Source organism: Bradyrhizobium sp. CCBAU 53340, assembly GCF_015291645.1.
Lineage (GTDB): Bacteria > Pseudomonadota > Alphaproteobacteria > Rhizobiales > Xanthobacteraceae > Bradyrhizobium.
Window position 1 is genome coordinate 5,943,014 of sequence record NZ_CP030055.1, and the last position, 20,496, is coordinate 5,963,509.

Sequence of the window (20,496 nt, forward strand, 5' to 3'; positions counted from 1 at the left end):
AATGACCTTGGAGAACCGGCATGGCATGGCTTGGCACCTCATGGGTTGGTACTTGGCGAAATCAGTTCGGCTCGATCTTGCGGATCGTCAGCGACGCGGAGGGCCGCATCGAAGGTAATTTCGAGACCGCGCTCGAGGACAGCGGCGCCCGCGAAGGCGATCCCGCCAAGCTCAAGCCGTTGAACTGGTGGCGGGCCGTGAGCACCAACGTCGACACCTTCGAGCGGACCTGACGCCCCTCGCTTCGCGCCCGGATGATCTTTCGCGCGGATGGTCTGAAGCGCGATGCGATCGGGATGAATTGCCGTCGCGCTTCAGGTTTACGTGCCGCCCGATCCTCGCGCCATCGATGTCGGTCCTCGAACGGGCTCGACATTGGCACGCTGCAACGTGGCGCGCCTCTCGGCGATGGCGTTGCTGAGCAGCTCCAGCACCAGCCCGAATGCCGCGAGCTCCTCTTCCTCGATTGCGCCGTCATCGAAGCACGCGAGTGTTTCCCGGATGATCCCGTCGGCTTCTTGCTGGAGGGCCACGAGCTGCTGGTTGGACTCCGCGGTCCGCGCGCTGGACACCATGGCGAGGACTCGCTTGCGATGGCTGGTGTTTTCCTCCCTTTCGTCGCGGTTCAGATAGCGCCGCAACCAGGCGGCGGCCGAGCCGATACCGGAGAGAAGCAGCAGCCCGAACCAGAAGTAATCGCCGTAGCGGTCGAGAAAGGTTCGTTCGTTGCCGTCGATCACGGCCGCCGCGCCGCGATGGACCGGCAATTCGGTGTCCTTTTCGAGATCCGGCTTGCTGATGTGAGCGGCACCGGGGACCTGCTTTGCGATCGCCTGACGAACGGCAAAGAGCTGCCGAAAGAAAGCGGCCACGGTGGTTTCGGACAGGGTCTTTCTCGCCACGATGAGGTGGCTGACGCTGACCGTCTCGACCTTGTCATCAGGCCAGGCCGGATCCGCATTGAAGACGCTCGGCGGAATTTCCTCGGATTCGTAACGGGGGTGCTTCAGGGCAATCGCTTCCGATGTCTCGACGGCGAGAAACTTCGGCGCGCCGCGCAGCCGCGCCGTCGCAGCGATGGCATCCGATGTGATCTTGCTGTCGAGCGGCCCAACCGCCATGAAGGCATCGAGGTGGGGATCGCGCGCCAAATCCTCGAGGCGGTCCGTGCCAAAATGCGTCACCGCGACCTTGTCCGCGTCCACCCCGGAGGCGCCCAGGATGACCCGCAGCAGCGCGGCATTGGCCGGGGTCGTCCCGATGATGCCGACGTGACGTCCTGCGAGATCGGCAACCTCCTTGATTTTCGGCGTCTGCTTTCGTTTCGCGGTCTTGGCCGCAAGTCCGGAGGGCGCCCACAGCACGACGAAGTTCTTGCGCACGACCGCGACTTCCTGCGCCTCGGCGGGCATGTCGAGGTCGCCGCGGCCAACGGCCAGATCTGCCTTGCCGGCCCCAAGCAGGGCAAGGGACTGCGCCGCCCCCTCGGTCCTGATCGGCGACAGCCTGACGGTTCGGCTCTCGTTCGCGAAGGCATCGGCCATCGCCTGAATGACCTTGTCGTCGTCGCTGCCCACCGGCCCCACCGCGATCCGGAGCGTGGCCGGTTGCAGCACGTAGTAGAGCGCCCCCGATGCGGCGCCAAAAACAAGAAATCCGACCGCGAGAACCAACAGAAAGGAACTGCTTCGTCTCCGCTCCCGGCGGGCCGCATCACCGGTCGTCTGGCTCTCTGACAAGGACATCGCCACTACCAACTGCAGATCAGGAAGCGCCTGCTTCCATACCACGTTTTCCCGAGAACAACGTCTTGACGGCCGAGCCGGTTCATCGGCCCGAGGCCTGAATTGGCCGGCCTCGACACCCGGGGCCGACCGTCGCGGAACGGCGCAAACGCGTGGCTGGCGTGATCTGTCCCCAGGTCTGGCCCGCCCTGCGCCAACGCCTCCCTCCAGCTGTTGGCACGGGCCGTCCGATCGTGTACGGCACGAAAAAGCTCGCTGGGACGAAACGCGATGAGTGCGGTTGCCACTGAAGAGGCGGGACATGGCACCCGCGCGCTGCTGCTTGCGCTGGTCGCGCTCGCCTGCGGGCACATGCTCTCGACCTTGCTGCGCACGATCCCGGCGCTGAGCCTCGATTTGATGGCGGCGGATTTCCGCATTGACCCGCAGGCGCTGGCGAGCCTCACCTCGATCTATCATTTCGCCTTTGCCGCCTCGCAGATCCCGGTCGGCGCGGCGATGGACCGTTTTGGCGTACGGCCGGTGTCGCTGAGCCTGCTGGCGGGCACAGTGATCGGCGCCGTCGCGTCGGGCTTTGCGACGGGGCCTTCGAGCTTTGCCTTCGGGCAATTGCTGCTGGGCATTGCCACCTCGGGCATGCTGATGTGCCCGATGACGCTGGCGGCCAAGCAATTGTCGGCGGCACGCTTCGGCCTGTGGTCGGGCGCGATCCTGTCGATCGGCAATATCGGCATGCTGCTGTCGTCGAGCCCGCTCGCCTTCGTGGTCGACACTTACGGCTGGCGCGCCGGATTCTGGATCGCCGCAGCCGGCGGCATTGCGGTGGCGCTCGTGGTGTTCGCGCTGGTGCCGAACCAGCCGGCCGAGCACAAGGACGAAACCTCGGCGCTGACGCAGATGATCGAGGTGATCAGGCTCGGCCTGTCGCGCCCGTTGCGCGGCCTGATCGCGCTGGCGCTGGTGTCACTGGCGACCTCGCTGGTGCTGCGTGGTCTGTGGGGCGGGCCATGGCTGATGCAGGTGAAGAGCCTGTCGCGGGTCGAGGCCGGCAACCAGCTCGGCGCCTATACGCTGGCGCTGATCGCAGGCCCGCTATGCATGGGCATGATCGACCGCAGGATCGGCCGCCGCAGGGAGCTCGTGGCCGGCACGCATGCGCTGGCGGCGTTGCTGGTGGTGCTGATGGCGCTGGGCGCGCCGCATTATGTGGTTGCATGGCTGTTCGGCGTGACGGTCATGCCGCCGCAATATGACCTGATGCTGTTCGTGCTGATTGGCTTGGCGAGCTCGGCCCAGCCTTTGCTGTTCGGCATGTGCCGGCAGCTGGTGGACGCGCAGACCGCGGGCAAGGCACTGGCCGCCGTGAACCTCGCCTTCTTCCTCGGCACCGCCCTGATGCAATCGATCACCGGCGCGGTCGCGGCGGTCGCGGGGCTGCCGGCGGTGCTGCTGTTCATGGCGGCGATGCTGCTCGTCGGCGTGATGATCTTTTTGACTTACACCTCGTCGCATTCGTAAGGTGGGCACCTCGCATCTCAAGGGAATTCAGTTCATGCCTGTCGACACCAAAGCCGCCACCGACCGTCTCATGCGCTTCCTCGCCGTGGAAGGCGTCACCGGACAGGAGGCGGCGATCGGGCGTGAGCTCACCGCCGCGCTGAAGGAGAGCGGCGTGCCCGCGAAGGCGATCCGGCTCGACGATGCCAACAGCCGCATTCCGGTGCCGACCGAGACCGGCAACCTCATCGTCGACCTGCCGGGCCGCGGCGCGCTGCACAACCAGCCGCGCATCATGTTCATGACCCACATGGACACCGTGCCGCTCTGCGCCGGTGCCAAGCCGAAGAAATCCGGCCGCAAGATCGTCAACGAGGCCAGGACCGCGCTCGGCGGCGACAACAGATGCGGCTGCGGCGTGCTGGTGACGCTGGCGGCCGAGCTCGAAAAGCAGAAGCTCGACCATCCGCCGATCACGCTTCTGTTTTGCGTGCGCGAGGAGAGCGGGCTCTACGGCGCCCGCCACGTCAAGCTGGGCGAGCTCGGCTCGCCGGTGATGGCCTTCAACTATGACGGCGGCTCGGCCTCCAACGTGGTGATCGGCGCTGTCGGCGCCGACCGCTGGACCGTCGAGATCTTCGGCCGCGCCTCGCATGCCGGCGTCGCGCCGGAGCGCGGCATCTCCTCGACCATGATCATGGCGCTGGCGCTCGCCGACGTGAAGGCCGGCGGCTGGTTCGGCAAGGTGGTGAAGGGCAAGGGCGCGAGCGCGCGGCAGGGCACCAGCAATGTCGGCCCCGTCACCGGCGGCGAGGGACGCCCCGCGGGCGATGCCACCAACGTCGTCACCGACTACGTGCATGTGCGCGGCGAATGCCGCAGCCATGATGGAAAGTTCTTCAAGGAGATCACGAAGGCCTACAAGGCCGCGTTCGAGAAGGCGGCGAAGAAGGTGACGAACGCGCAAGGCAAGTCCGGCAAGGTCAAGTTCAAGGCCGAGACCGACTATTATCCGTTCCGCATGAAGGAGAATCTGCCCGTCGTCAAACGCGCGATCGAGGCCGTGTCCGCCGTCGGCGGCACCCCGAACGTCCGCGCCGCCAATGGCGGGCTCGATGCCAACTGGATGGTCCGCCACGGCATTCCGACCGTGACCTTCGGCGCCGGCCAGAACGAGGCGCACACGATCGACGAGTGGATCAATCTCGACGAATACGACCGGGCGTGCGCGCTTGCCGTGCAGCTCGCGACGATGCGGTGAGGTGCCCTGCGCTGCTCGTGCTTGCCGGGCAGCGCACATCGGCCTAGCCTGCAAAGAAAACAGGGAGGCCACATGCCGGGCGTTGCTGATATCGAATCCGCCCTCTACCGGATTCCCCTCCCCGTCACGCTGTCCGACTCCACCCATGGCGAGATCGCGGCGTTCGAGCTGATCACCTGCCGCATCCGTGATGCCGATGGTGCGGAAGGCGTGGGCTATACCTACACCGTCGGGCGCAATGGCGGCGCGGTCGCCGATATATTGAAGCGCGAGATTCCGCCGCTGGTCGAGGGACGCGAGGCCGATGACACCGAAGCCGTCTGGCACCATGTCTGGTGGGGCCTGCATTATGGCGGGCGCGGCGGGCCCGCGGTGCTGGCGCTTTCCGCGCTCGACATCGCGCTATGGGACCTGAAGGCGCGGCGCGCGAAATTGCCGCTGTATCAGCTGCTCGGTGGCTTTGATGCGCATGTGCCGTGCTATGCCGGCGGCATCGACCTCGACCTCTCCGTCGAAGCGCTGCTCAAGCAGACCGACGGCAACCTGGCAAAAGGCTTTCGCGCCATCAAGATGAAGGTCGGCCGGCCCGACCTCAAATCCGACGTCGCCCGCGTCGCGGCGATGCGCAAACATCTCGGCGACGGCTTTCCGCTGATGGCCGACGCCAACATGAAGTGGACGGTGGAGGAAGCGATCCGCGCCGCACGCGCGTTCGTGCCGTACGACCTCACCTGGCTCGAGGAGCCAATCATTCCCGATGACGTCGCCGGACACGCGCGCATCATGCAGGCCGGCGGCGTGCCGATCGCGGCGGGCGAAAATCTGCGCTCTCTATGGGAGTTCAAGAACTACATCACATCAGGCGCGGTATCCTATCCCGAACCCGACGTCACCAATTGCGGCGGCGTTTCCGCCTTCATGAAGATCGCGCGGCTGGCGGAGGCCTTCAATCTGCCCGTCACCAGCCACGGCGCCCACGACATCACCGTGCATCTGCTCGCCGCCTGCCCGAACCGCTCCTACCTCGAAGCGCACGGTTTCGGACTGGACAAATACATCGAGCATCCGCTGGTGCTCGAGGACGGCAAGGCGCTGGCCCCGGCCCGCCCCGGCCACGGCATCAGCTTCGACTGGAAGGGGCTGGCGAAGCTTCTGCCGTAGGGCGAGCTGCGACTGCAAAGGAGGTGCGCTCCCTCTCCCGCTTGCGGGAGAGGGTTGGGGAGAGGGTGTCTCCGCAGTGGGATCCCCGATGACGAACGAGCCCTCTCCCGGCCTCTCCCGCAAGCGGGAGAGATGAAGAGGAGCGCGCGGCGCGACCTACCCCAGCAATCGCCGAGCCGCATTGCTGCACGCTAGGCATTCGCTGGCACTGGGTGCACGGCGCGGATAATCGGCTAGAGTGGCGGCAACCGTCACCACCAGAGAGAGCCACGCCTTGCCCCCTGAACTGCACCAGAAACTGACCGCGTGGCGCCAGCATCTGCATGCGCATCCCGAGCTGTCCCTCCAGGAAAAGGCCACCGCCGCCTTCGTGCAGGAGCGGCTCACCGAGCTCGGCATTCCCTTTGTGTCAGGCATCGGCGGCCACGGCGTGGTCGCCACCCTGACGCGCGGGTCGGCCGCGGGGCGCGTCGGCCTGCGTGCCGACATGGACGCGCTGCCGATCACCGAGGACACCGGCCTCAGCTACGCCTCGAAAAATCCGGGCGTGATGCATGCCTGCGGCCATGACGGGCACACCGCCTCGCTGCTCGGCGCGGCCGCGCTACTCGCCGCCGATACCAGTTGGAGCGGCACGGTCGACTTCATCTTCCAGCCGGCCGAGGAAGGTTTTGGCGGCTCGCGCGCGATGGTCGGGGCCGGGCTGTTCGAGCGCTTCCCGATGGAGCGCGTGTTCGGCTTCCACAACTGGCCGGGCCTGGAGGCCGGAACCATCGCGGTCCATGACGGCGCGGTGATGGCATCGGGCGGACGCGTCACCATCACCATCGAGGGCCATGCGGGGCACGCCGGCATGCCGCATCTGACCCGCGATCCCGTGATGGCGGCCGGCCACCTGATCGTGGCAATGCAATCCGTCGTTTCGCGCGGCGTCGATCCGCTCGACACCGCCGTGCTTTCGCTCTCGACGATCGAGGGCGGCACCGCGCCCAACCAGATCGCCGGCAAGGTCGTGATCCGCGGCACGCTGCGGCATCACCGCAACGAGGTGAAGGACATCATCCTGGCGCGCATCGCCGAGATCTGCGCCGGCATCGCCACGAGCTTCGGCGTCAAGGTGACGCCTGACATCGTCATGGGCGTCGGCGTGACGATCAACACGCCGGAGGAAGCTGGCCTCGCACGCATGGCCGCGGATAAGGTGCAGGCCAAGGTCAGGCGCGATCTCGCGCCCAGCATGGCCGGCGAGGATTTCGCGTTCTATCTCAAGCACCGGCCCGGCGCGTTCGTCTGGATCGGCAATGGTCCCTCGCGCGACGGCGCCGAGCTGCACGGCCCGCGCTATGATTTCAACGACGCGATCCTCCCCGTGGCATCGAGCTGGATGGCCGAGGTCGCCAAGACGGCGCTGTCGGCGAATTGAGACATCGCGGGCCCTCGACGCGGCCCGCGATGTGGTCTCATGCTGCCGAGCGATCCGGGATTGCGTCTCGCAACGTATCAAGCAGACGCTGCTCGCGCTCGATCCGGGCGCGATAGCATTCGCGTTCGGCTTCGGTCCTGGCGTTCGTCAGCAGAACGCGATAGTGCCCGATCACCTTCTCGCTGCCGCGGATCAGCAGATGCCGGACATCGCTCATGGTTCGGCTCCCCGCATGCTGGAGGCCGACGAAGGTCTCGGAACTGTAAATGCGACGGGAAAGGCATCGGCCGCGAGAGCCTCGAGGGCGGCCTGCTCTTCGGCGAGGCGCCGTTCGATGAATTGACGCTCAAGGTCCGACAGCTTCGTCTTCAGCAAGCGTCGATAGCGGGAGAGGTTATTTCTGTGCGTGCGAATTCGGGCGAGATCCAGATCGAGCATCGTCGTCACTCCAGACGGTCTTTCAGGGTCCTTTTCGGTTGTCTGTGATGGAAGAGCAGCGCCTTCCGGTGCAAAAAATATTCGGGCGTTTTGCGCTGTCAAGATGCCGCCCCGTCGCGGGTTCAAGGCATCAGGCGGACCGGGGACCGCTTCAAGGCGCGCCCTCAATTTTTTTGCATCCCCTCTTGAAGAGCTCTTCCATCGCTCTAAGTCCTTTTTTGCCGCGAGAGCGGTGTGCCGGATGCCCGCCAGGGGTCCGGTGCGGGCGCCGGGCCGGAGTCTTTAAGGAGATTCGCGCCTAGACCCCAGTCTTGCGCTCGTTCTTAACCATCTTGCTCTTTGGAGGACCTGGTATGAGGACCACGTTTGATTTCGCGCCGCTGTGGCGCTCCACCATCGGCTTCGACCATCTGGCGGATCTCGTGGACAGCGCGATGCGTCAGGCCAGCGAAGACAACTATCCCCCTTACAACATCGAGCGCTCGGGTGAAGACCTGTACAGGATCACCCTCGCCGTGGCGGGCTTCGGCCCCAACGACATCACGGTGATTGCCGAACAGAACACGCTGACCATCGAGGGCAAGAAGCCCGAAACCGCCTCCCGCGAGTATCTGTACCAGGGCATCGCGGCCCGCCCGTTCCGTCGAGTCTTCAATCTCGCCGACTACGTTCAGGTCAAGCAGGCCGCTTTCCAGGACGGCCTGCTGATCGTCGACCTCTTGCGCGAGATTCCCGAAGCGATGAAGCCGCGCCGCATCCAGATCGTGAGCGCGGCACCGCAGATCGAGCAGAAGAAGGCCGCTTGAGCCCGAACGCTTCGGCGCAGCCTGCCAACCGGCGGATGGCGAGGAATCGCCGTCCGCCCATGAAACTTCCCTTTGAAAGGAGTGTAGAGGGAGACGACCGATGGATGCGAAAGCGAATGTGAGCGGTTTCAACCCGCTGTTTCGTCCCGCGGCACATTATCCGACCGTGAGCGTCGTTCTCGACGACCGCAATCTGTCAACGCCGGAAAAGCGGATCATCCTGTCCTCCTGGGCTTCGGACATGTACGCCGTCGAATCCCGGCCGGCGTTGCGCGAAATCCCCGGCATCGACCATCCGATCCGACTCGCCGATATCCTCGCCGCGCTTCGCAAGCTCGACGACGACGACCCGCCGCCCCGCGGTGGCGCGGCGATGCGGCTGCGGCGGCCTTCCGCCGCAGCGTCGGACCATTAGCCCATTCACGATATCCCCCCTCAACAGGCAGAGCGGTGAGACTGTCCAGCCGGAACAGCGGGGCCGCGGACTTGCCTGCCCGCGCTTGACGCAGGGCGCCCGGCCGGCTTTAATGGATTTCAACAACAATTGTTCGTATTCCGAACATTTTGCCGCCGGGCAAAAGCGGGCTCACAACACCGCGCCCCGCGCCACCAGAGGAAACGTCACCGATGCAAGCCATCCTCACCGGCGACAGCACGCTCGTCATCGCGATGATCGTCGCCTATATCGCCTTCACCTCCTGGCTCACGTTCAAGCTGCGCAGCCGGACCAGCGACCAGTTCATGACCGCCTCGCGCGCGATGCCGGCCGTGGTCGTCGGCGTGCTGCTGATGAGCGAATTCATCGGCGCCAAATCGACCGTCGGCACCGCACAGGAGGCGTTTCAATCCGGCATGGCGGCCGGATGGGCCGTGCTCGGCGCCTCGATCGGCTTTCTGCTGTTCGGCTTCTTCATGGTGAAGAAGCTCTACAATTCCGGCGAATACACCATCTCGGCGGCGATCGCGCAGAAATACGGCAAGTCGACCATGCTCACCGTGTCGGTGATCATGATCTACGCGCTACTGCTGGTGAATGTCGGCAATTACGTCAGCGGCGCCGCCGCCATTGCCACCGCGCTGCATGTCAGCCTGCCCATTGCGATGTGCATCATCGCGGTGGTTTCGACCTTCTACTACGTGTTCGGCGGGCTGAAGGGCGTCGCCTGGGTGACGATCCTGCACAGTGCCATCAAGGTCGTCGGCGTCATCATCATCTTTGCGGTCGCGATGTCGCTGACCGGTGGCATCGCGCCGATGCAGGCCAAGCTGCCGGCCCATTATTTCAGCTGGGATGGCAAGATCGGCTTTGCCACTATCTTTGCCTGGACCTTCGGCACCGTCGGCGCGATCTTCTCGACGCAGTTCATCGTGCAGGCGATCGCCTCGACGCCGAGCGCAAATGAGGCTCGGAAGGCGACCTACTATGCCGCCGCGTTCTGCCTTCCGCTCGGCTTCCTGCTCGCGCTGATCGGCGTTGCCGCCAAGTATCTCTATCCCGACATGAACAGCCTCTACGCGCTACCGGTGTTTTTGGAGAAGATGCCGCCGCTGGCCTCCGCCTTCGTGACGACTTCGCTGGTCGCCTCGATCTTCGTCAGCGTCTGCACCGTTGCGCTCGCGATCGCTTCGCTTGTGGTGCGCGATTTCTACGTGCCTTATTGGAAGCCGACGCCGGAGCGCGAATTGAAGATGACGCGCGTGTTCTCGATCGTGATCGCGATCGTGCCCTTGGTTTTCGTGTTCTTCATTCCCGAGATCCTGAAACTGTCGTTCTTCACGCGCGCCTTGCGGCTGTCGATCACGATGGTGGCGATGCTGGGCTTCTATCTGCCGCTGTTCGCCAGCAACCGCGGCGCCACCGCAGGTCTGATCGGCGCCGCGGTTTCGACCACGGTCTGGTACCTGCTCGGCAATCCCTTCGGCATCGACAACATGTATATCGCCGCAGTGACGCCGCTGGTGGTGATGGCGCTCGAGCGCCTGGTGATGGGTGCCGCGCCCGCCGCCCCGGCCGCACAACCCAATGCCTTGATGGAAAGGACTTCGACATGACCACCGACATCGAGATCGCCGCCGACGGCATCGTTCGCCAGGCGGCCGGCGATCCCGATAGGTTCGACGCTTTCATTCCCTCGCCCTGCGTGCAGAACCACGCCGCAAATCTGATGCCGCTTGCCGATGGCGATCTTGCCTGCGTCTGGTTCGGCGGCACGCAGGAGGGTATGTCTGACATCTCTGTGTATTTCTCGCGGCTTCCGCGCGGGGAGACGCAATGGTCCACGGCCGAAAAGCTGTCCGACGATTCCGACCGTTCGGAGCAGAACCCGGTGCTGTTCCCTGCCCCTGACGGCACGCTGTGGCTGATGTGGACGGCGCAACTCGCGGGCAACCAGGACACCGCCATCATCCGCCGCCGCCTCTCGCGCGACAACGGCAAGAGCTGGGGCCCGATCGAGACGCTGTTTCCCGAACATCGCGGCCGCGGCACCTTCATCCGCCAGCCGATCGTCGTGCTCGACAATGGCGACTGGCTGCTGCCGGTGTTCTATTGCCACAGCACGCCGGGCAAGAAATGGAACGGCGACGAGGACAGCAGCGCGGTGAAGATCTCGTCGGATGCCGGCAGAACCTGGCGCGACGTGGATGTCCCCGGCAGCCGCGGCTGCGTGCATATGAGCATCGTGCGCCTCGACGACGGCTCGCTGCTGGCGATGTATCGCAGCCGCTGGGCCGACAACATCTATCAGAGCCGCTCCACCAATCACGGCCGGACCTGGTCGGCACCCGAAGCGACCGCGCTGCCCAACAACAACTCCTCGATCCAGCTGACGCGGCTTGGCAACGGCCATCTCGCGCTGGTCTTCAACGATTCCAGCGCCAAGGATGCGACCGGGCGCCGGCTCTCGCTCTATGACGAGATCGAGGACGACCTTCCGCCCGTGCTCGCCGGCGACGGCAGCAAGACAGACGGTCGCACCGCGTTCTGGGGCGCGCCGCGCGCGCCGATGACGCTGGCGATCTCGGCCGACGGTGGAAAGAGCTGGCGCAGGCGCAACGTGGAAATTGGCGACGGCTATTGCATGACCAACAATTCGCGCGACCAGACCAATCGCGAGCTCTCCTACCCCTCCGTCAAGCAGACCGCCGACGGCGCGATCCACATGGCCTTCACCTTCCATCGCCGCGCGATCAAATACGTCCGCGTGACCGAGCCGTGGGTGAAGCGGGGCTGAGGCGATGGATGAGCGGCCGCACGCGCTCGTCACGGGCGCCAGTTCCGGCATTGGCGCCGCGATCGTCGAGCGCCTGCTGCGCGACGGCTGGCGCGTCACCGGGATCAGCCGCCGGCCTGTGACGTTCGACCATCCGGCGTTCGCGCATTTGTCACTCGATCTCGCTGATGTCGACTCCATTGCCGCCGCGGTCGCTGATCTCGCGCCGACGGCCCTCGTTCATGCTGCAGGCCTGCTGAAGGTCGCCCCGCTCGGCTCGCTCGACCATGCCGACGGCGCCGCGATGTGGCGGCTGCATGTCGACGTCGCCGAGCGCCTCGCCGACGCGCTGGCGCCGCGCCTGCCGAAAGGCGGCAGCATCGTCTTCATCGGCAGCCGCACCGCATCGGGCGCGCCCGGCCGCGGGCAATATGCGGCAACCAAAGCGGCGCTGGTCGCACTGGCGCGATCCTGGGCCAGCGAGCTCGCGCCGCGCGGAATCACGGTGAATGTCGTCGCGCCCGCCGCGACCGAGACGCCGATGCTGAAGGACCCGACGCGCGCCACCATCGCGCCAAAGCTGCCGCCGATCGGCCGCTTCATTCAACCGGCGGAAGTCGCCGCCGCCGTAGCATTCCTGCTCTCGGACGAAGCCGCCGCCATCACCGGACAGCAGCTCGTGATCTGCGGCGGCAGCTCGCTTTAGGCTATGGCGAGCTGTCATTAAGCGGCGAGCCGACTGATATCCCGTTTTCGCTTTCCGTCGGTCGCCGCTTCAATCCCGGTCCATCGCGGCGATGGCGCCAACAAACCAGCCGCTGAAGAAAGAGGCGCCAAGCATCATGAGATTGGTCGTTGCGGAGGGACCAAGCATGTCTTGAACATGATCAAACCCAATCAGCACCAGCAGGGTAAAAATGATACCGCAGAATGCGGGCCAAAGTGCCCGCCGCCGCGCGACGAGCCGCTGGGCCGGGGCAGCTCCCCGAGAGTTCCGGGATAGCGTCCAGGTTCGACGGAACGAAACCTCGAAACTGACGACGACCACGATCAGACAGGCGGCGAGGAAATACATTGACATCATCCTTCGTGCCTGAACGCTTTATCAGCTCGTTCCAAACAATGACTTGCCAGGCAGATCGAAGTTTATCGATTGCGGTATAGGTTCCGTAACTGGACGCGATGTGGACGACCACACGCCTCGGTTCACGACTCGTCCAGCAACTCCAGCAATTCCTCGACCCGCTCGAACGGGGCATCGCGCATCGGGCTGTGATAGACCACGCGGTCGCCATCGCGTTGCAGCGACTTGCCCTTGGACTTGCGCAGCCGTCCTGGCAGGAACGTCGCAGCCACCGCGCTTTGCCCGACGTCGAGGCGAATGATGCCCCGGCGCTTGCAGTCCAGCCGCAGTCGAGCAGCGGCAAAGAAGTCGCGGGCGGCCTGCGGCAAGGGTCCGAAGCGGCGCGACGTCTCCTCCTCGAGATCTTCGAGATCCTCCTCGCTGGCGCAGCGCGCGGCGCGGGCATAGAGCTCCAGCCGCACGGGCGCGGATTGCACGTAGCTCGCGGGCAGCATGTCAGCGACCGGCAGATTGAGGTCGGGCACCCACACCACGGACATGCCGTCATCGACCTTCTCCGAGGCCATCTTCAGGAGGTGGCTGTAGAGCACCGGGCCGAACACCTGGACGTGGCCGGATTGCTGCTCCGAGAACAGATCGCCCGCGCCGCGCAGATCGAGGTCGCGCTCGCTGATGGCAAAGCCCGCGCCCGGCCGGCTGAACTCTTCCAGCACCGCCAGCCGCTTCTCGGACTGCCCCGAGGCCGACTCGGTCAGGAGATAGGCGAAGGCGCGGATGCCTCCACGGCCGACGCGCCCGCGCAGCTGGTGCAGCTGGGCCAGACCAAAATTTTCCGGCCAGCACACCACGATGGTGTTGGCGCGCGGGATATCGAGGCCGCTCTCGACGATGTTGGTGGCCAGCAGCACGTCGGCCTTGCCCTCGACGAAGGTCATCATGCGCTCGTCGATCTCGTCGGCCGGCAATTTGCCGTGCAGGCAGACGATCTTGAGATCAGGCGCCACCGCCTGCACCCGCGCCAGCATCGGTTCGAGATCCTGGATGCGCGGGCAGATCAAAAAGCTCTGCCCGTGCCGCCGTTGCTCGCGCAGCAGGGCCGAGGCGATGGCGGCATCAGATAACGGCGCGATCTTGGTCGCGACCGGAAGCCTGTGCACCGGCGGCGAGGCAATGACGCTGAGATCCCTGAAGCCGGCAAGGCCGGCGGCGAGCGTGCGCGGAATCGGCGTGGCACTCATCCAGAGCGTATGTGCATTCTTGGCAAGCCCGGAGAGCTTTGCCTTCTCGGCAGCGCCGAAATGCTGCTCCTCGTCGATGATGACGAGGCCAAGATCGTCGAACTTCACGTCCTTCGAAGTGAGCGCCTGCGTGCCGACCACGACCTTGATCCGGCCGCTGCGCAGGCCTTCCCTGGTCTCCCGCACCTCAGCGCCCGAGGTCGCGCGCGACAGGCTGCCGACCTCGATATCGAGGGGCGCAAAGCGTTTGCGGAAAGTCGCGACATGCTGCCTCGCCAGCACGGTCGTCGGCACCGCGATCGCGACCTGCTTGCCAGACAGCACCACGGCCGCCGCCGCGCGCAGCGCCACCTCGGTCTTGCCGAAGCCGACGTCGCCGCAGATCACGCGGTCCATGGGATGGCCGGAGGCAAGATCGTCCAGCACGTCGTGGATCGCCTTGGCCTGATCGATCGTGGTGAAATAGGGAAAGCGCGCGACGAATTTCTCGTAGGCCGATCCGGGCGGGATCAGCTTTTCGGCGCGCCGCCGCTTGCGCTGGCTGATGTGCTTGGCGAGGACCTTGCCGGCGGCCTGGATCTCCTGCTCGGCCTCGCCGCGGCGGGCCCACCATGTGCTGCCATCCGCCTTGTCGAGCGCCAGCTTGCCGCGCTCCGTCGAATAGGGCCACATCTGCGCCAGATCGGAGGGCGGCACCAGGACCGCATTGTCGCCCGCAAAGGACAGGCGGACCAGCTCGCGCATCGCGCCGCCGCCGGTGTTCACCGTCTGCAAGCCGTCGAGGATCGCAAGGCCGCGCTGAAGATGCACGACCACCGTGCCCTGCTCCGGGACATCGGCGTGATCGAAGGCCGCGCTCCAGCTTCGCGCCATCGGCTGCGGATGATGCGCACGACTGCCGAGCACGTCGGTCGCCGTCAGCACGACGGCCTTCTTCCCGGGAATGACAAAGCCGGCGTCGAGGTCGGCGAGCAAGGCCACGTCGCGCTGGCGCGCGCCCTCGGCCTCCGCCCAATCCGCGACGCGTTCCGCCCGGACGCCGCCCATCCGCTCCATCACGCGCAGGTCTTCCTCCTGCGCCGCGACCAGGATCAGGCGCGAGCCGGCGCGCCTGATCTCCTCGACGAAGGCGCGCAAGGCCTTCCTCGCGGATGTCAGCTTGGAGAATTCCGGCGTCGGCTGGAACGGCGCATTGCGCGGCAGCACCTTCATGCCGCGCGTTGCCTGCTTCCAATCGCTCCGCCCGAGATATTCGCGCTCCCTGTCGGCGCGGCCCGCGGCCTCCTCGATCGTGCTCAGCCAGGCATCGGCGTGCACGGGAACGCCGGTATCGGCGATCCACTTTGCCTTTCCGCAATAGTCGAACAGCGTCGCGCGCCGCGCCCGTGCGCCCGACATGGCCGTTCGTTCCGACATGGGATCGACGAGCAGCTCCTTGGTCTCGAAGATGATGTCGTGCTCTTGCGGGTCGAACGCCACGATCCGCTTGATCGCGCGCCCGGCATGTTCCACCCGGAACGGACCGAGCGCGCCCGCGGGAAATATCTCGAAGGTCTGGCCGTGAAACAGGACGCCGCCCGGATAGTCCGGCTCGTCGTCGAGATCATAGCCCAGCTCTTCGAGGCGGACGCGAAGCTCGGCTTCCGAGAACGCGCCGCCGACCTTCAAGCCTATGTTCAGACGCAACAGGTTCGCCGGCGGCGGCAGGCGCTCCATCACCGCTTCCGCCGTCGAGACCAGAAAGATCGGCTTTTTCGCTTTCGCAAGGCGGCGCAGCACCGAGGCCCTGCGGCCCGCAATCTCGCGCGACGGATCCAGTTGATCGAACGGCAGCGTGTTCAGCCGCGGAAACACCAGCACTTCGCAGGACGGATCGAGCGCATGGATGACGCTGCCGAGCCGCTCCGCCCTGTTCTCGCTCTCGGCGAGGAACACGAGACCGTTGCGACCGGCCTCCTTCCATTGCGCCAGCAGATGCAGCGCCATCATGCCGAGCGGCGACGACGACGAGATCGTGGCGCGTGGCGAGCCCTTGCTTTGCTTCGGAGACGCCTTGCCTGGCGAACGCCGGCTTGTCGGGCGCTTGGCAAGCGCGCGCTTTTTATTCTTGACTGCCGCGTTCTTGACTGCCGCGTTCTTGGCTGGCCGCAATTTCTTGGAATGACGCACGTGAATCCGTTTCTCGTCGTAAGCAGTCGTCAATGCCGCGCGCAGCCGAGCCCATGTTGATTCGGTCGCGAATGGACATGCAGATGGGACGGGGCGCCCGAACGCGCCTCCCCCAAAACCTCATGCGACGTAAGAGGTCGCCGGCAAACGCTGGACTGCGCGAGGACAAGCCGCCCGTCGTCTAGCAGACGCGCAGGCCTATTTCCACTCTTGTGATCGCGTCGCGGCTAAATGATGCCGCCCTGCCGGAGTGCTGCAATCGCGGCCGTGTCGTAGCCGAGTTCCGCCAGCACGGTATCGGTATGCTCGCCAAGCGTCGGCGGACGCGCTGCGATCGCACCAGGGGTTTCCGACAGCCGAATCGCGGCGCGGGCAACCGGGGCCTGTTTCGGCAAGCCGGGATAGTCGACATCCTGCAGGAATCCGGCGGCGCGAATGTGCGGATGGTCCAGCGCCTGCTGCGGGCTCAAGACCGGGCCGGTCGGGATCATCGCCTTGCCGAGTGTATCCACAGCCTCCTGCGTGGTGCGCTCGGCGCACCAGCGCGCCATCCGCTCGCTGATCACGGCGCCGTTGTTGCCGCGGCTGATGTCGTCGGCAAAGCGCGGGTCGTTGAGCCACTGCTCTTCCTCGCCCATCAGCCTCGCCCAGCGCTTGAACAGCGGATGGCCGGTGACCTGGCACAGCACCCAACCATCTTTCGTGCGGTAGATATCCGCAGGTGCGGCGGTCTGGCCGAGATTGCCGGTGGGAACGCGGTTGACGTTGATGACGGCCTGCTCGATCAGCGTCGCATTGGTGAAGGACAGCGCGGTCGCCAGCAGCGCGCCCTCGACGATCTGCCCGCGACCGGATTTGCCGCGCTCGATCAGCGCGGCGAGCGTCCCGAAGGCGCAATGCAGCGCGGTGCCGAAATCGACCCAGTTCACCGCCGCGCGGTAAGGCGGATCGCCGGCGCCAGTCATATAGACCGAACCCGACATCACCTGCCCGACGCCGTCGAAGCCGACGCGGTCGGACCATGGGCCCGGGCCGCCGAACGCGGTCGCCGTCGTCAGGATGATGTCCGGCTTGATCGCCTTCAGCTGCTCGTAATCGAGCTTCATCGCGCGCAAGGTCTGCGGCGGCAGATTGGCGACGACGACGTCGGCCGTCGCGATCAGGCGGCGCATCACCTCCTGGCCTTCCTCCGTCATCGGATCGAGCGTGATGCATTTCTTGTTGCGGTTGACCTGCAGGAACAGGGCGCCCTCGCCGCCCTCACCGACTGGCGCAACGAAGCGATCCTCGCTGCCGTCGCGCTTCTCGACCCTGATGACCTCGGCGCCGAACTCGGCCAGCAATGTCGCGCAATATGGCCCCGCGATATAGCGCCCGAAATCAAGGACGCGCACGCCTTCCAGAACTCCCCCCATCGACCTCATTCCTTTTCTATTTCCGGTCAGATTACAGGGAATGGGTGACGCAGCAAAGGCGCATAGTACAGTGTTTACGACCGCGCAAACCGGTTTCAGAACGCATTGGCGCGACACCGGCGCGCGTACCGGCTAATGCTCAAATGTCGGATCGTTTAGCCCGGAGCCCCCGATGAGACGTTTTGCGGTCTTTGCGATCTTGTTTCCCCCGCTCGCCTTCGTGGTGGCTTTTTGGGGAATGCTGCAGATCCTGACCTTGGCCCTCGGCGACAAAAGCACCATTGAATTTGGGCAATTGGTCTTGCTGCCGCTGGCCTATGCGCTCACCCTCGTGCCAGCGGTGCTCACGGCTCTGGTGGACGCTATCCTGGCGAAACGCAAAACGCGCTACCGCATCCTATGGACGGCCTTTGCCGGTTACGTGTTCATCTTCCTTCCGCTGGCGATCTCAATGTTGCAGGGTTCAATCCACGGACCCTACCTGGTCCTGTTCGGAATCATTGGTGCGGTGCCTGCGGCCATCTGCTCCTGGCTGGCGGGGCACAGAAACGTCGATGTGTGACCGGGAGCGGCGCGCCTACTTCCGGGCGGCATTCACAATCGCGATCACCCGCGACATCGCGTCAGCCTTGGCCGCGACATTGCCGGGAACGGACTGACGCTTTTCGCCGGGGTCGTCGAAGTCATGCGTGGCTCCCGGATAGAGGACCGCATCGATCGGAGTGCCGGCCGCGCGCGACCGCTCGGCCACGTGCTGACAGATGTCCGGCGAGACCTCCTCGTCATCCGATCCGAGGAACATCGTGATAGGCGTGCTGGTGGTAACGGCAGGTTCGAGCAAGGCCTCCTTTCCGCAACCAGGGTAGAACGCCATCGCCGCGCGAAAACCCGGGCGCGCGCCCTGCCGGATCATCACGTTGAGCGTCGTGCTGCCGCCATTGGACCAGCCCTGAAGAAAAACGAGGTTTGGGACAACGTCGTTGCGGGCCAGCAAATACGCCAGCGCGCCCTCGGCATCGAACGGGCGCACCGTCAACTCGTTGACGCTGTCGCGGTCGGGATCGTGATGGGTGAACCGGCCAAAGCCATGTGCCTTGCCACGCGGCCCGAAGCTGTCGGGCAGCAACGCGATGTAGCCGCGATCGGCCCAGTATTGGCCCCACATCTGATGGCGCATCGACAAGGTGGCCGCGTTGCAGGGCGAGGTTACCGAGCGTGCGACGAAGGTACAGCCCGCATTGTCGTTTGCGGAATAGGGGCCGGCGCGGCCATGCAGCATGACGACGGCGGGACGGGGCCCGCGCGCGGCCGGCTTGAACAAATAACCGACGATTTCAGCCGTTCCATCCGCGCTCTTGAAATAAACGGTTTCGGGGACGGCAGCCGCCGCCGACACCAGGAGCAGTTGCGCCCCGACGCAGCCCAGAATGCAACGCCAAAGCGCGATCATGACATCCACTCTTCACTTCGCTCCCGCGCGCATCGCAGGACGGCGGACATTGGCAAGGTCTCGGCTGCAGGCAGAAGAACGCGGGATCGAGAGCGAAGGCGCGGCTCCCTCGCCTCGTTCCCACAATTACAGGGAAAGCCGGTCCCGGCAAGATGACATTGCATGTCATGCCATGCGGCAGGAATTGATTGGCAGCGCGCTTGGCCGCCGGCCATTTTGCTCTAGAATGATGACAGCAAACCCGCCAGCGAGAAGCGCACAGCCATGCCGCAACAATTCGACCGATCCGCAGAAGATCTCGGCAACGCCATCCATTTCGAGCACGTCAACATCCAGGTTCCGGACCAGCGCCTCGCCACGCTGTTCTACGTCACCGGGCTCGGGCTCACCCGCGATCCCTATCTGATGGTGTCCGACACCAACATGTGGATCAATGTCGGACGGAGCCAGTTTCATCTCCCGAGCGGCAAGCCGCAGGTGCTGCGCGGGCGCACCGGGCTCGTCATCGAGGGTCGCGAGGCGCTGCTGGCGCGATTGGCTTCGGTTAAGAGCAAGCTCGACGGTACGGCCTTTGCCTATGCCGAGCACAATGACTATGTCGAAGCGACCTGCCCGTGGGGCAACCGCATCCGCATCCATGAACCCGACGCCGCGCGCTTCGGGCGCATCACGCTCGGCATTCCCTATGTCGAGTTCGACGTGCCGGCCGGATCGGTGCAGGCGATCTGCGCCTTCTATCCTGAGATCATGGGCATGCCCGCGAGCCTTCGCAACGGCGACGGCAAGGTTGCGGCGGTGAAGACCGGCCGCGACCAGCATCTCTTGTTCCGCGAGACCGACCGGCCGCAACCCGGCTATGACGGCCACCATGTGCAGATGTACATCACCGATTTCTCCGGCCCTTACCGCAAGCTGCTGGCGCGCGATTTGATCTCGCGCGAAGATAATCAGTATCAGTATCGCTTCTGCGACATCGTCGATCTCGACAGCGGCAAGCCGCTCTTCACCGTCGAGCACGAGGTGCGTAGCGCGACGCACCCGATGTTCATGAGGCCGATGGTCAATCGCAATCCCGTCGTCAACAACCGCAACTACGCCTACGGACACGATCAGGCGTCATGGGCGATGGGGCCGGATCAATACGACGGGTAGGACTCTAGCGACGAAATGAACGACAGAGAGAGCAACGTGATACCGGTCACGGCGCGGGTCTGATGCATACGACATGCTGTCCGCCGTTGCGGGGATGATCCCGCGGCATCAAGACAGGAGAGACAACATGACCCATCAGATCAACGACAACAGCATCAATTGCGAACTCTCGATGGAGCAGCTCGACGGCGTCGCCGGCGGCGGCTGGTTCAGCAGCCTCGTGCATGGCATCGAGCACGGGCTGAAGTCGTTCTTCACCAACCCGGTCGTCGCAGGGGTTGCCGCCGGCATTATCCTGGTCGGCGGGATCGTCACCGGCGCCGGCGGTGGCAACCCGCCCCAGAGGCTGAACTAAGGCCAGCCCGCAGGGCGGCCTCTCATCGGCCGCGTTAGCAGCTCTACGAGGAAACTCCCGGACAAAGCCGTCCGGGAGTTTTCTTTTGGG

Annotated in this window: 20 protein-coding genes; 13 read left to right on the forward strand and 7 right to left on the reverse strand. The window is 65.1% G+C overall.

Annotation, left to right across the window (positions count from 1 at the left end; all coding sequences use genetic code 11):
* Positions 1 to 20: 20 nt before the first annotated feature.
* Positions 21 to 233 carry an avidin/streptavidin family protein gene (locus tag XH89_RS28025; protein ID WP_194463594.1) on the forward strand — a complete coding sequence of 71 codons (213 nt, stop codon included), beginning with the start codon at positions 21 to 23 and terminating at the stop codon, positions 231 to 233.
* Positions 234 to 320: 87 nt separating this feature from the next.
* Here XH89_RS28025 and XH89_RS28030 read toward each other — a convergent pair whose 3' ends face one another.
* Positions 321 to 1,745, reverse strand: coding sequence for a TAXI family TRAP transporter solute-binding subunit (locus XH89_RS28030; protein ID WP_194468656.1), 1,425 nt, complete (start codon positions 1,743 to 1,745; stop codon positions 321 to 323).
* 270 nt (positions 1,746 to 2,015) lie between these two features.
* On the opposite strand from XH89_RS28030, the gene XH89_RS28035 reads away from it, so the two are divergent.
* The 4 genes from XH89_RS28035 to XH89_RS28050 all read left to right on the forward strand — a co-directional run bounded on the left by XH89_RS28035 (position 2,016) and on the right by XH89_RS28050 (position 7,087).
* On the forward strand, positions 2,016 to 3,263 hold the full coding sequence (locus tag XH89_RS28035) for an MFS transporter (protein ID WP_194463595.1): 1,248 nt from the start codon (positions 2,016 to 2,018) through the stop codon (positions 3,261 to 3,263).
* A gap of 34 nt (positions 3,264 to 3,297) precedes the next feature.
* On the forward strand, positions 3,298 to 4,503 hold the full coding sequence (locus tag XH89_RS28040) for a M20/M25/M40 family metallo-hydrolase (protein ID WP_194463596.1): 1,206 nt from the start codon (positions 3,298 to 3,300) through the stop codon (positions 4,501 to 4,503).
* A 72-nt stretch (positions 4,504 to 4,575) separates the two neighbouring features.
* Positions 4,576 to 5,664 carry a mandelate racemase/muconate lactonizing enzyme family protein gene (locus tag XH89_RS28045; protein ID WP_194463597.1) on the forward strand — a complete coding sequence of 363 codons (1,089 nt, stop codon included), beginning with the start codon at positions 4,576 to 4,578 and terminating at the stop codon, positions 5,662 to 5,664.
* A gap of 274 nt (positions 5,665 to 5,938) precedes the next feature.
* The gene (locus XH89_RS28050; protein ID WP_194463598.1) at positions 5,939 to 7,087 is read left to right on the forward strand and encodes an amidohydrolase; all 1,149 of its coding nucleotides are present in this window, start codon (positions 5,939 to 5,941) and stop codon (positions 7,085 to 7,087) included.
* Between the two features lie 37 nt (positions 7,088 to 7,124).
* On the opposite strand, the gene XH89_RS28055 is transcribed toward XH89_RS28050, so the two are convergent.
* Complete coding sequence (locus XH89_RS28055) at positions 7,125 to 7,304, reverse strand: hypothetical protein (protein WP_194463599.1); 180 nt, start codon at positions 7,302 to 7,304, stop codon at positions 7,125 to 7,127.
* A complete protein-coding gene (locus XH89_RS28060) occupies positions 7,301 to 7,525 on the reverse strand; it encodes a hypothetical protein (RefSeq protein WP_194463600.1) in 225 nt (74 codons plus the stop codon). The genes XH89_RS28055 and XH89_RS28060 overlap by 4 nt, the downstream gene beginning before the upstream one ends.
* 353 nt (positions 7,526 to 7,878) lie before the next feature.
* Between XH89_RS28060 and XH89_RS28065 the strand changes: the two genes are divergently transcribed.
* The 5 genes from XH89_RS28065 to XH89_RS28085 all read left to right on the forward strand — a co-directional run bounded on the left by XH89_RS28065 (position 7,879) and on the right by XH89_RS28085 (position 12,249).
* Positions 7,879 to 8,331 carry an Hsp20 family protein gene (locus XH89_RS28065; protein ID WP_194463601.1) on the forward strand — a complete coding sequence of 151 codons (453 nt, stop codon included), beginning with the start codon at positions 7,879 to 7,881 and terminating at the stop codon, positions 8,329 to 8,331.
* Positions 8,332 to 8,431: 100 nt separating this feature from the next.
* Positions 8,432 to 8,746, forward strand: a complete 315-nt coding sequence (locus XH89_RS28070) for a hypothetical protein (RefSeq protein ID WP_194463602.1) — start codon at positions 8,432 to 8,434, stop codon at positions 8,744 to 8,746.
* 212 nt (positions 8,747 to 8,958) lie between these two features.
* A complete protein-coding gene (locus XH89_RS28075) occupies positions 8,959 to 10,383 on the forward strand; it encodes a sodium:solute symporter family protein (RefSeq protein ID WP_194463603.1) in 1,425 nt (474 codons plus the stop codon).
* Positions 10,380 to 11,564: an exo-alpha-sialidase gene (locus XH89_RS28080; protein ID WP_194463604.1), complete on the forward strand. Its 1,185-nt coding sequence runs from the start codon at positions 10,380 to 10,382 to the stop codon at positions 11,562 to 11,564. Before XH89_RS28075 ends, XH89_RS28080 begins: the two co-directional genes overlap by 4 nt.
* Positions 11,565 to 11,568: 4 nt before the next feature.
* Positions 11,569 to 12,249, forward strand: coding sequence for an SDR family NAD(P)-dependent oxidoreductase (locus tag XH89_RS28085; protein WP_194463605.1), 681 nt, complete (start codon positions 11,569 to 11,571; stop codon positions 12,247 to 12,249).
* A gap of 69 nt (positions 12,250 to 12,318) precedes the next feature.
* On the opposite strand, the gene XH89_RS28090 is transcribed toward XH89_RS28085, so the two are convergent.
* The 3 genes from XH89_RS28090 to XH89_RS28100 all read right to left on the reverse strand — a co-directional run bounded on the left by XH89_RS28090 (position 12,319) and on the right by XH89_RS28100 (position 17,449).
* Positions 12,319 to 12,618 carry a hypothetical protein gene (locus XH89_RS28090; RefSeq protein ID WP_194463606.1) on the reverse strand — a complete coding sequence of 100 codons (300 nt, stop codon included), beginning with the start codon at positions 12,616 to 12,618 and terminating at the stop codon, positions 12,319 to 12,321.
* 131 nt (positions 12,619 to 12,749) lie between these two features.
* Positions 12,750 to 15,854 carry a DEAD/DEAH box helicase gene (locus XH89_RS28095; protein ID WP_194468657.1) on the reverse strand — a complete coding sequence of 1,035 codons (3,105 nt, stop codon included), beginning with the start codon at positions 15,852 to 15,854 and terminating at the stop codon, positions 12,750 to 12,752.
* Positions 15,855 to 16,261: 407 nt separating this feature from the next.
* Positions 16,262 to 17,449, reverse strand: coding sequence for a CaiB/BaiF CoA-transferase family protein (locus tag XH89_RS28100; protein ID WP_194463607.1), 1,188 nt, complete (start codon positions 17,447 to 17,449; stop codon positions 16,262 to 16,264).
* Between the two features lie 172 nt (positions 17,450 to 17,621).
* Here XH89_RS28100 and XH89_RS28105 point away from each other — a divergent pair, with 172 nt between their 5' ends.
* Positions 17,622 to 18,011, forward strand: a complete 390-nt coding sequence (locus XH89_RS28105; RefSeq protein WP_194463608.1) for a hypothetical protein — start codon at positions 17,622 to 17,624, stop codon at positions 18,009 to 18,011.
* A 15-nt stretch (positions 18,012 to 18,026) separates the two neighbouring features.
* On the opposite strand, the gene XH89_RS28110 is transcribed toward XH89_RS28105, so the two are convergent.
* Positions 18,027 to 18,899, reverse strand: coding sequence for a dienelactone hydrolase family protein (locus XH89_RS28110; RefSeq protein WP_194463609.1), 873 nt, complete (start codon positions 18,897 to 18,899; stop codon positions 18,027 to 18,029).
* 264 nt (positions 18,900 to 19,163) lie between these two features.
* On the opposite strand from XH89_RS28110, the gene XH89_RS28115 reads away from it, so the two are divergent.
* Both XH89_RS28115 and XH89_RS28120 read left to right on the forward strand, forming a co-directional pair.
* Complete coding sequence (locus XH89_RS28115) at positions 19,164 to 20,051, forward strand: VOC family protein (protein ID WP_194463610.1); 888 nt, start codon at positions 19,164 to 19,166, stop codon at positions 20,049 to 20,051.
* A gap of 127 nt (positions 20,052 to 20,178) precedes the next feature.
* Positions 20,179 to 20,406: a hypothetical protein gene (locus tag XH89_RS28120; protein WP_194463611.1), complete on the forward strand. Its 228-nt coding sequence runs from the start codon at positions 20,179 to 20,181 to the stop codon at positions 20,404 to 20,406.
* The last annotated feature ends 90 nt before the right edge of the window (positions 20,407 to 20,496 follow it).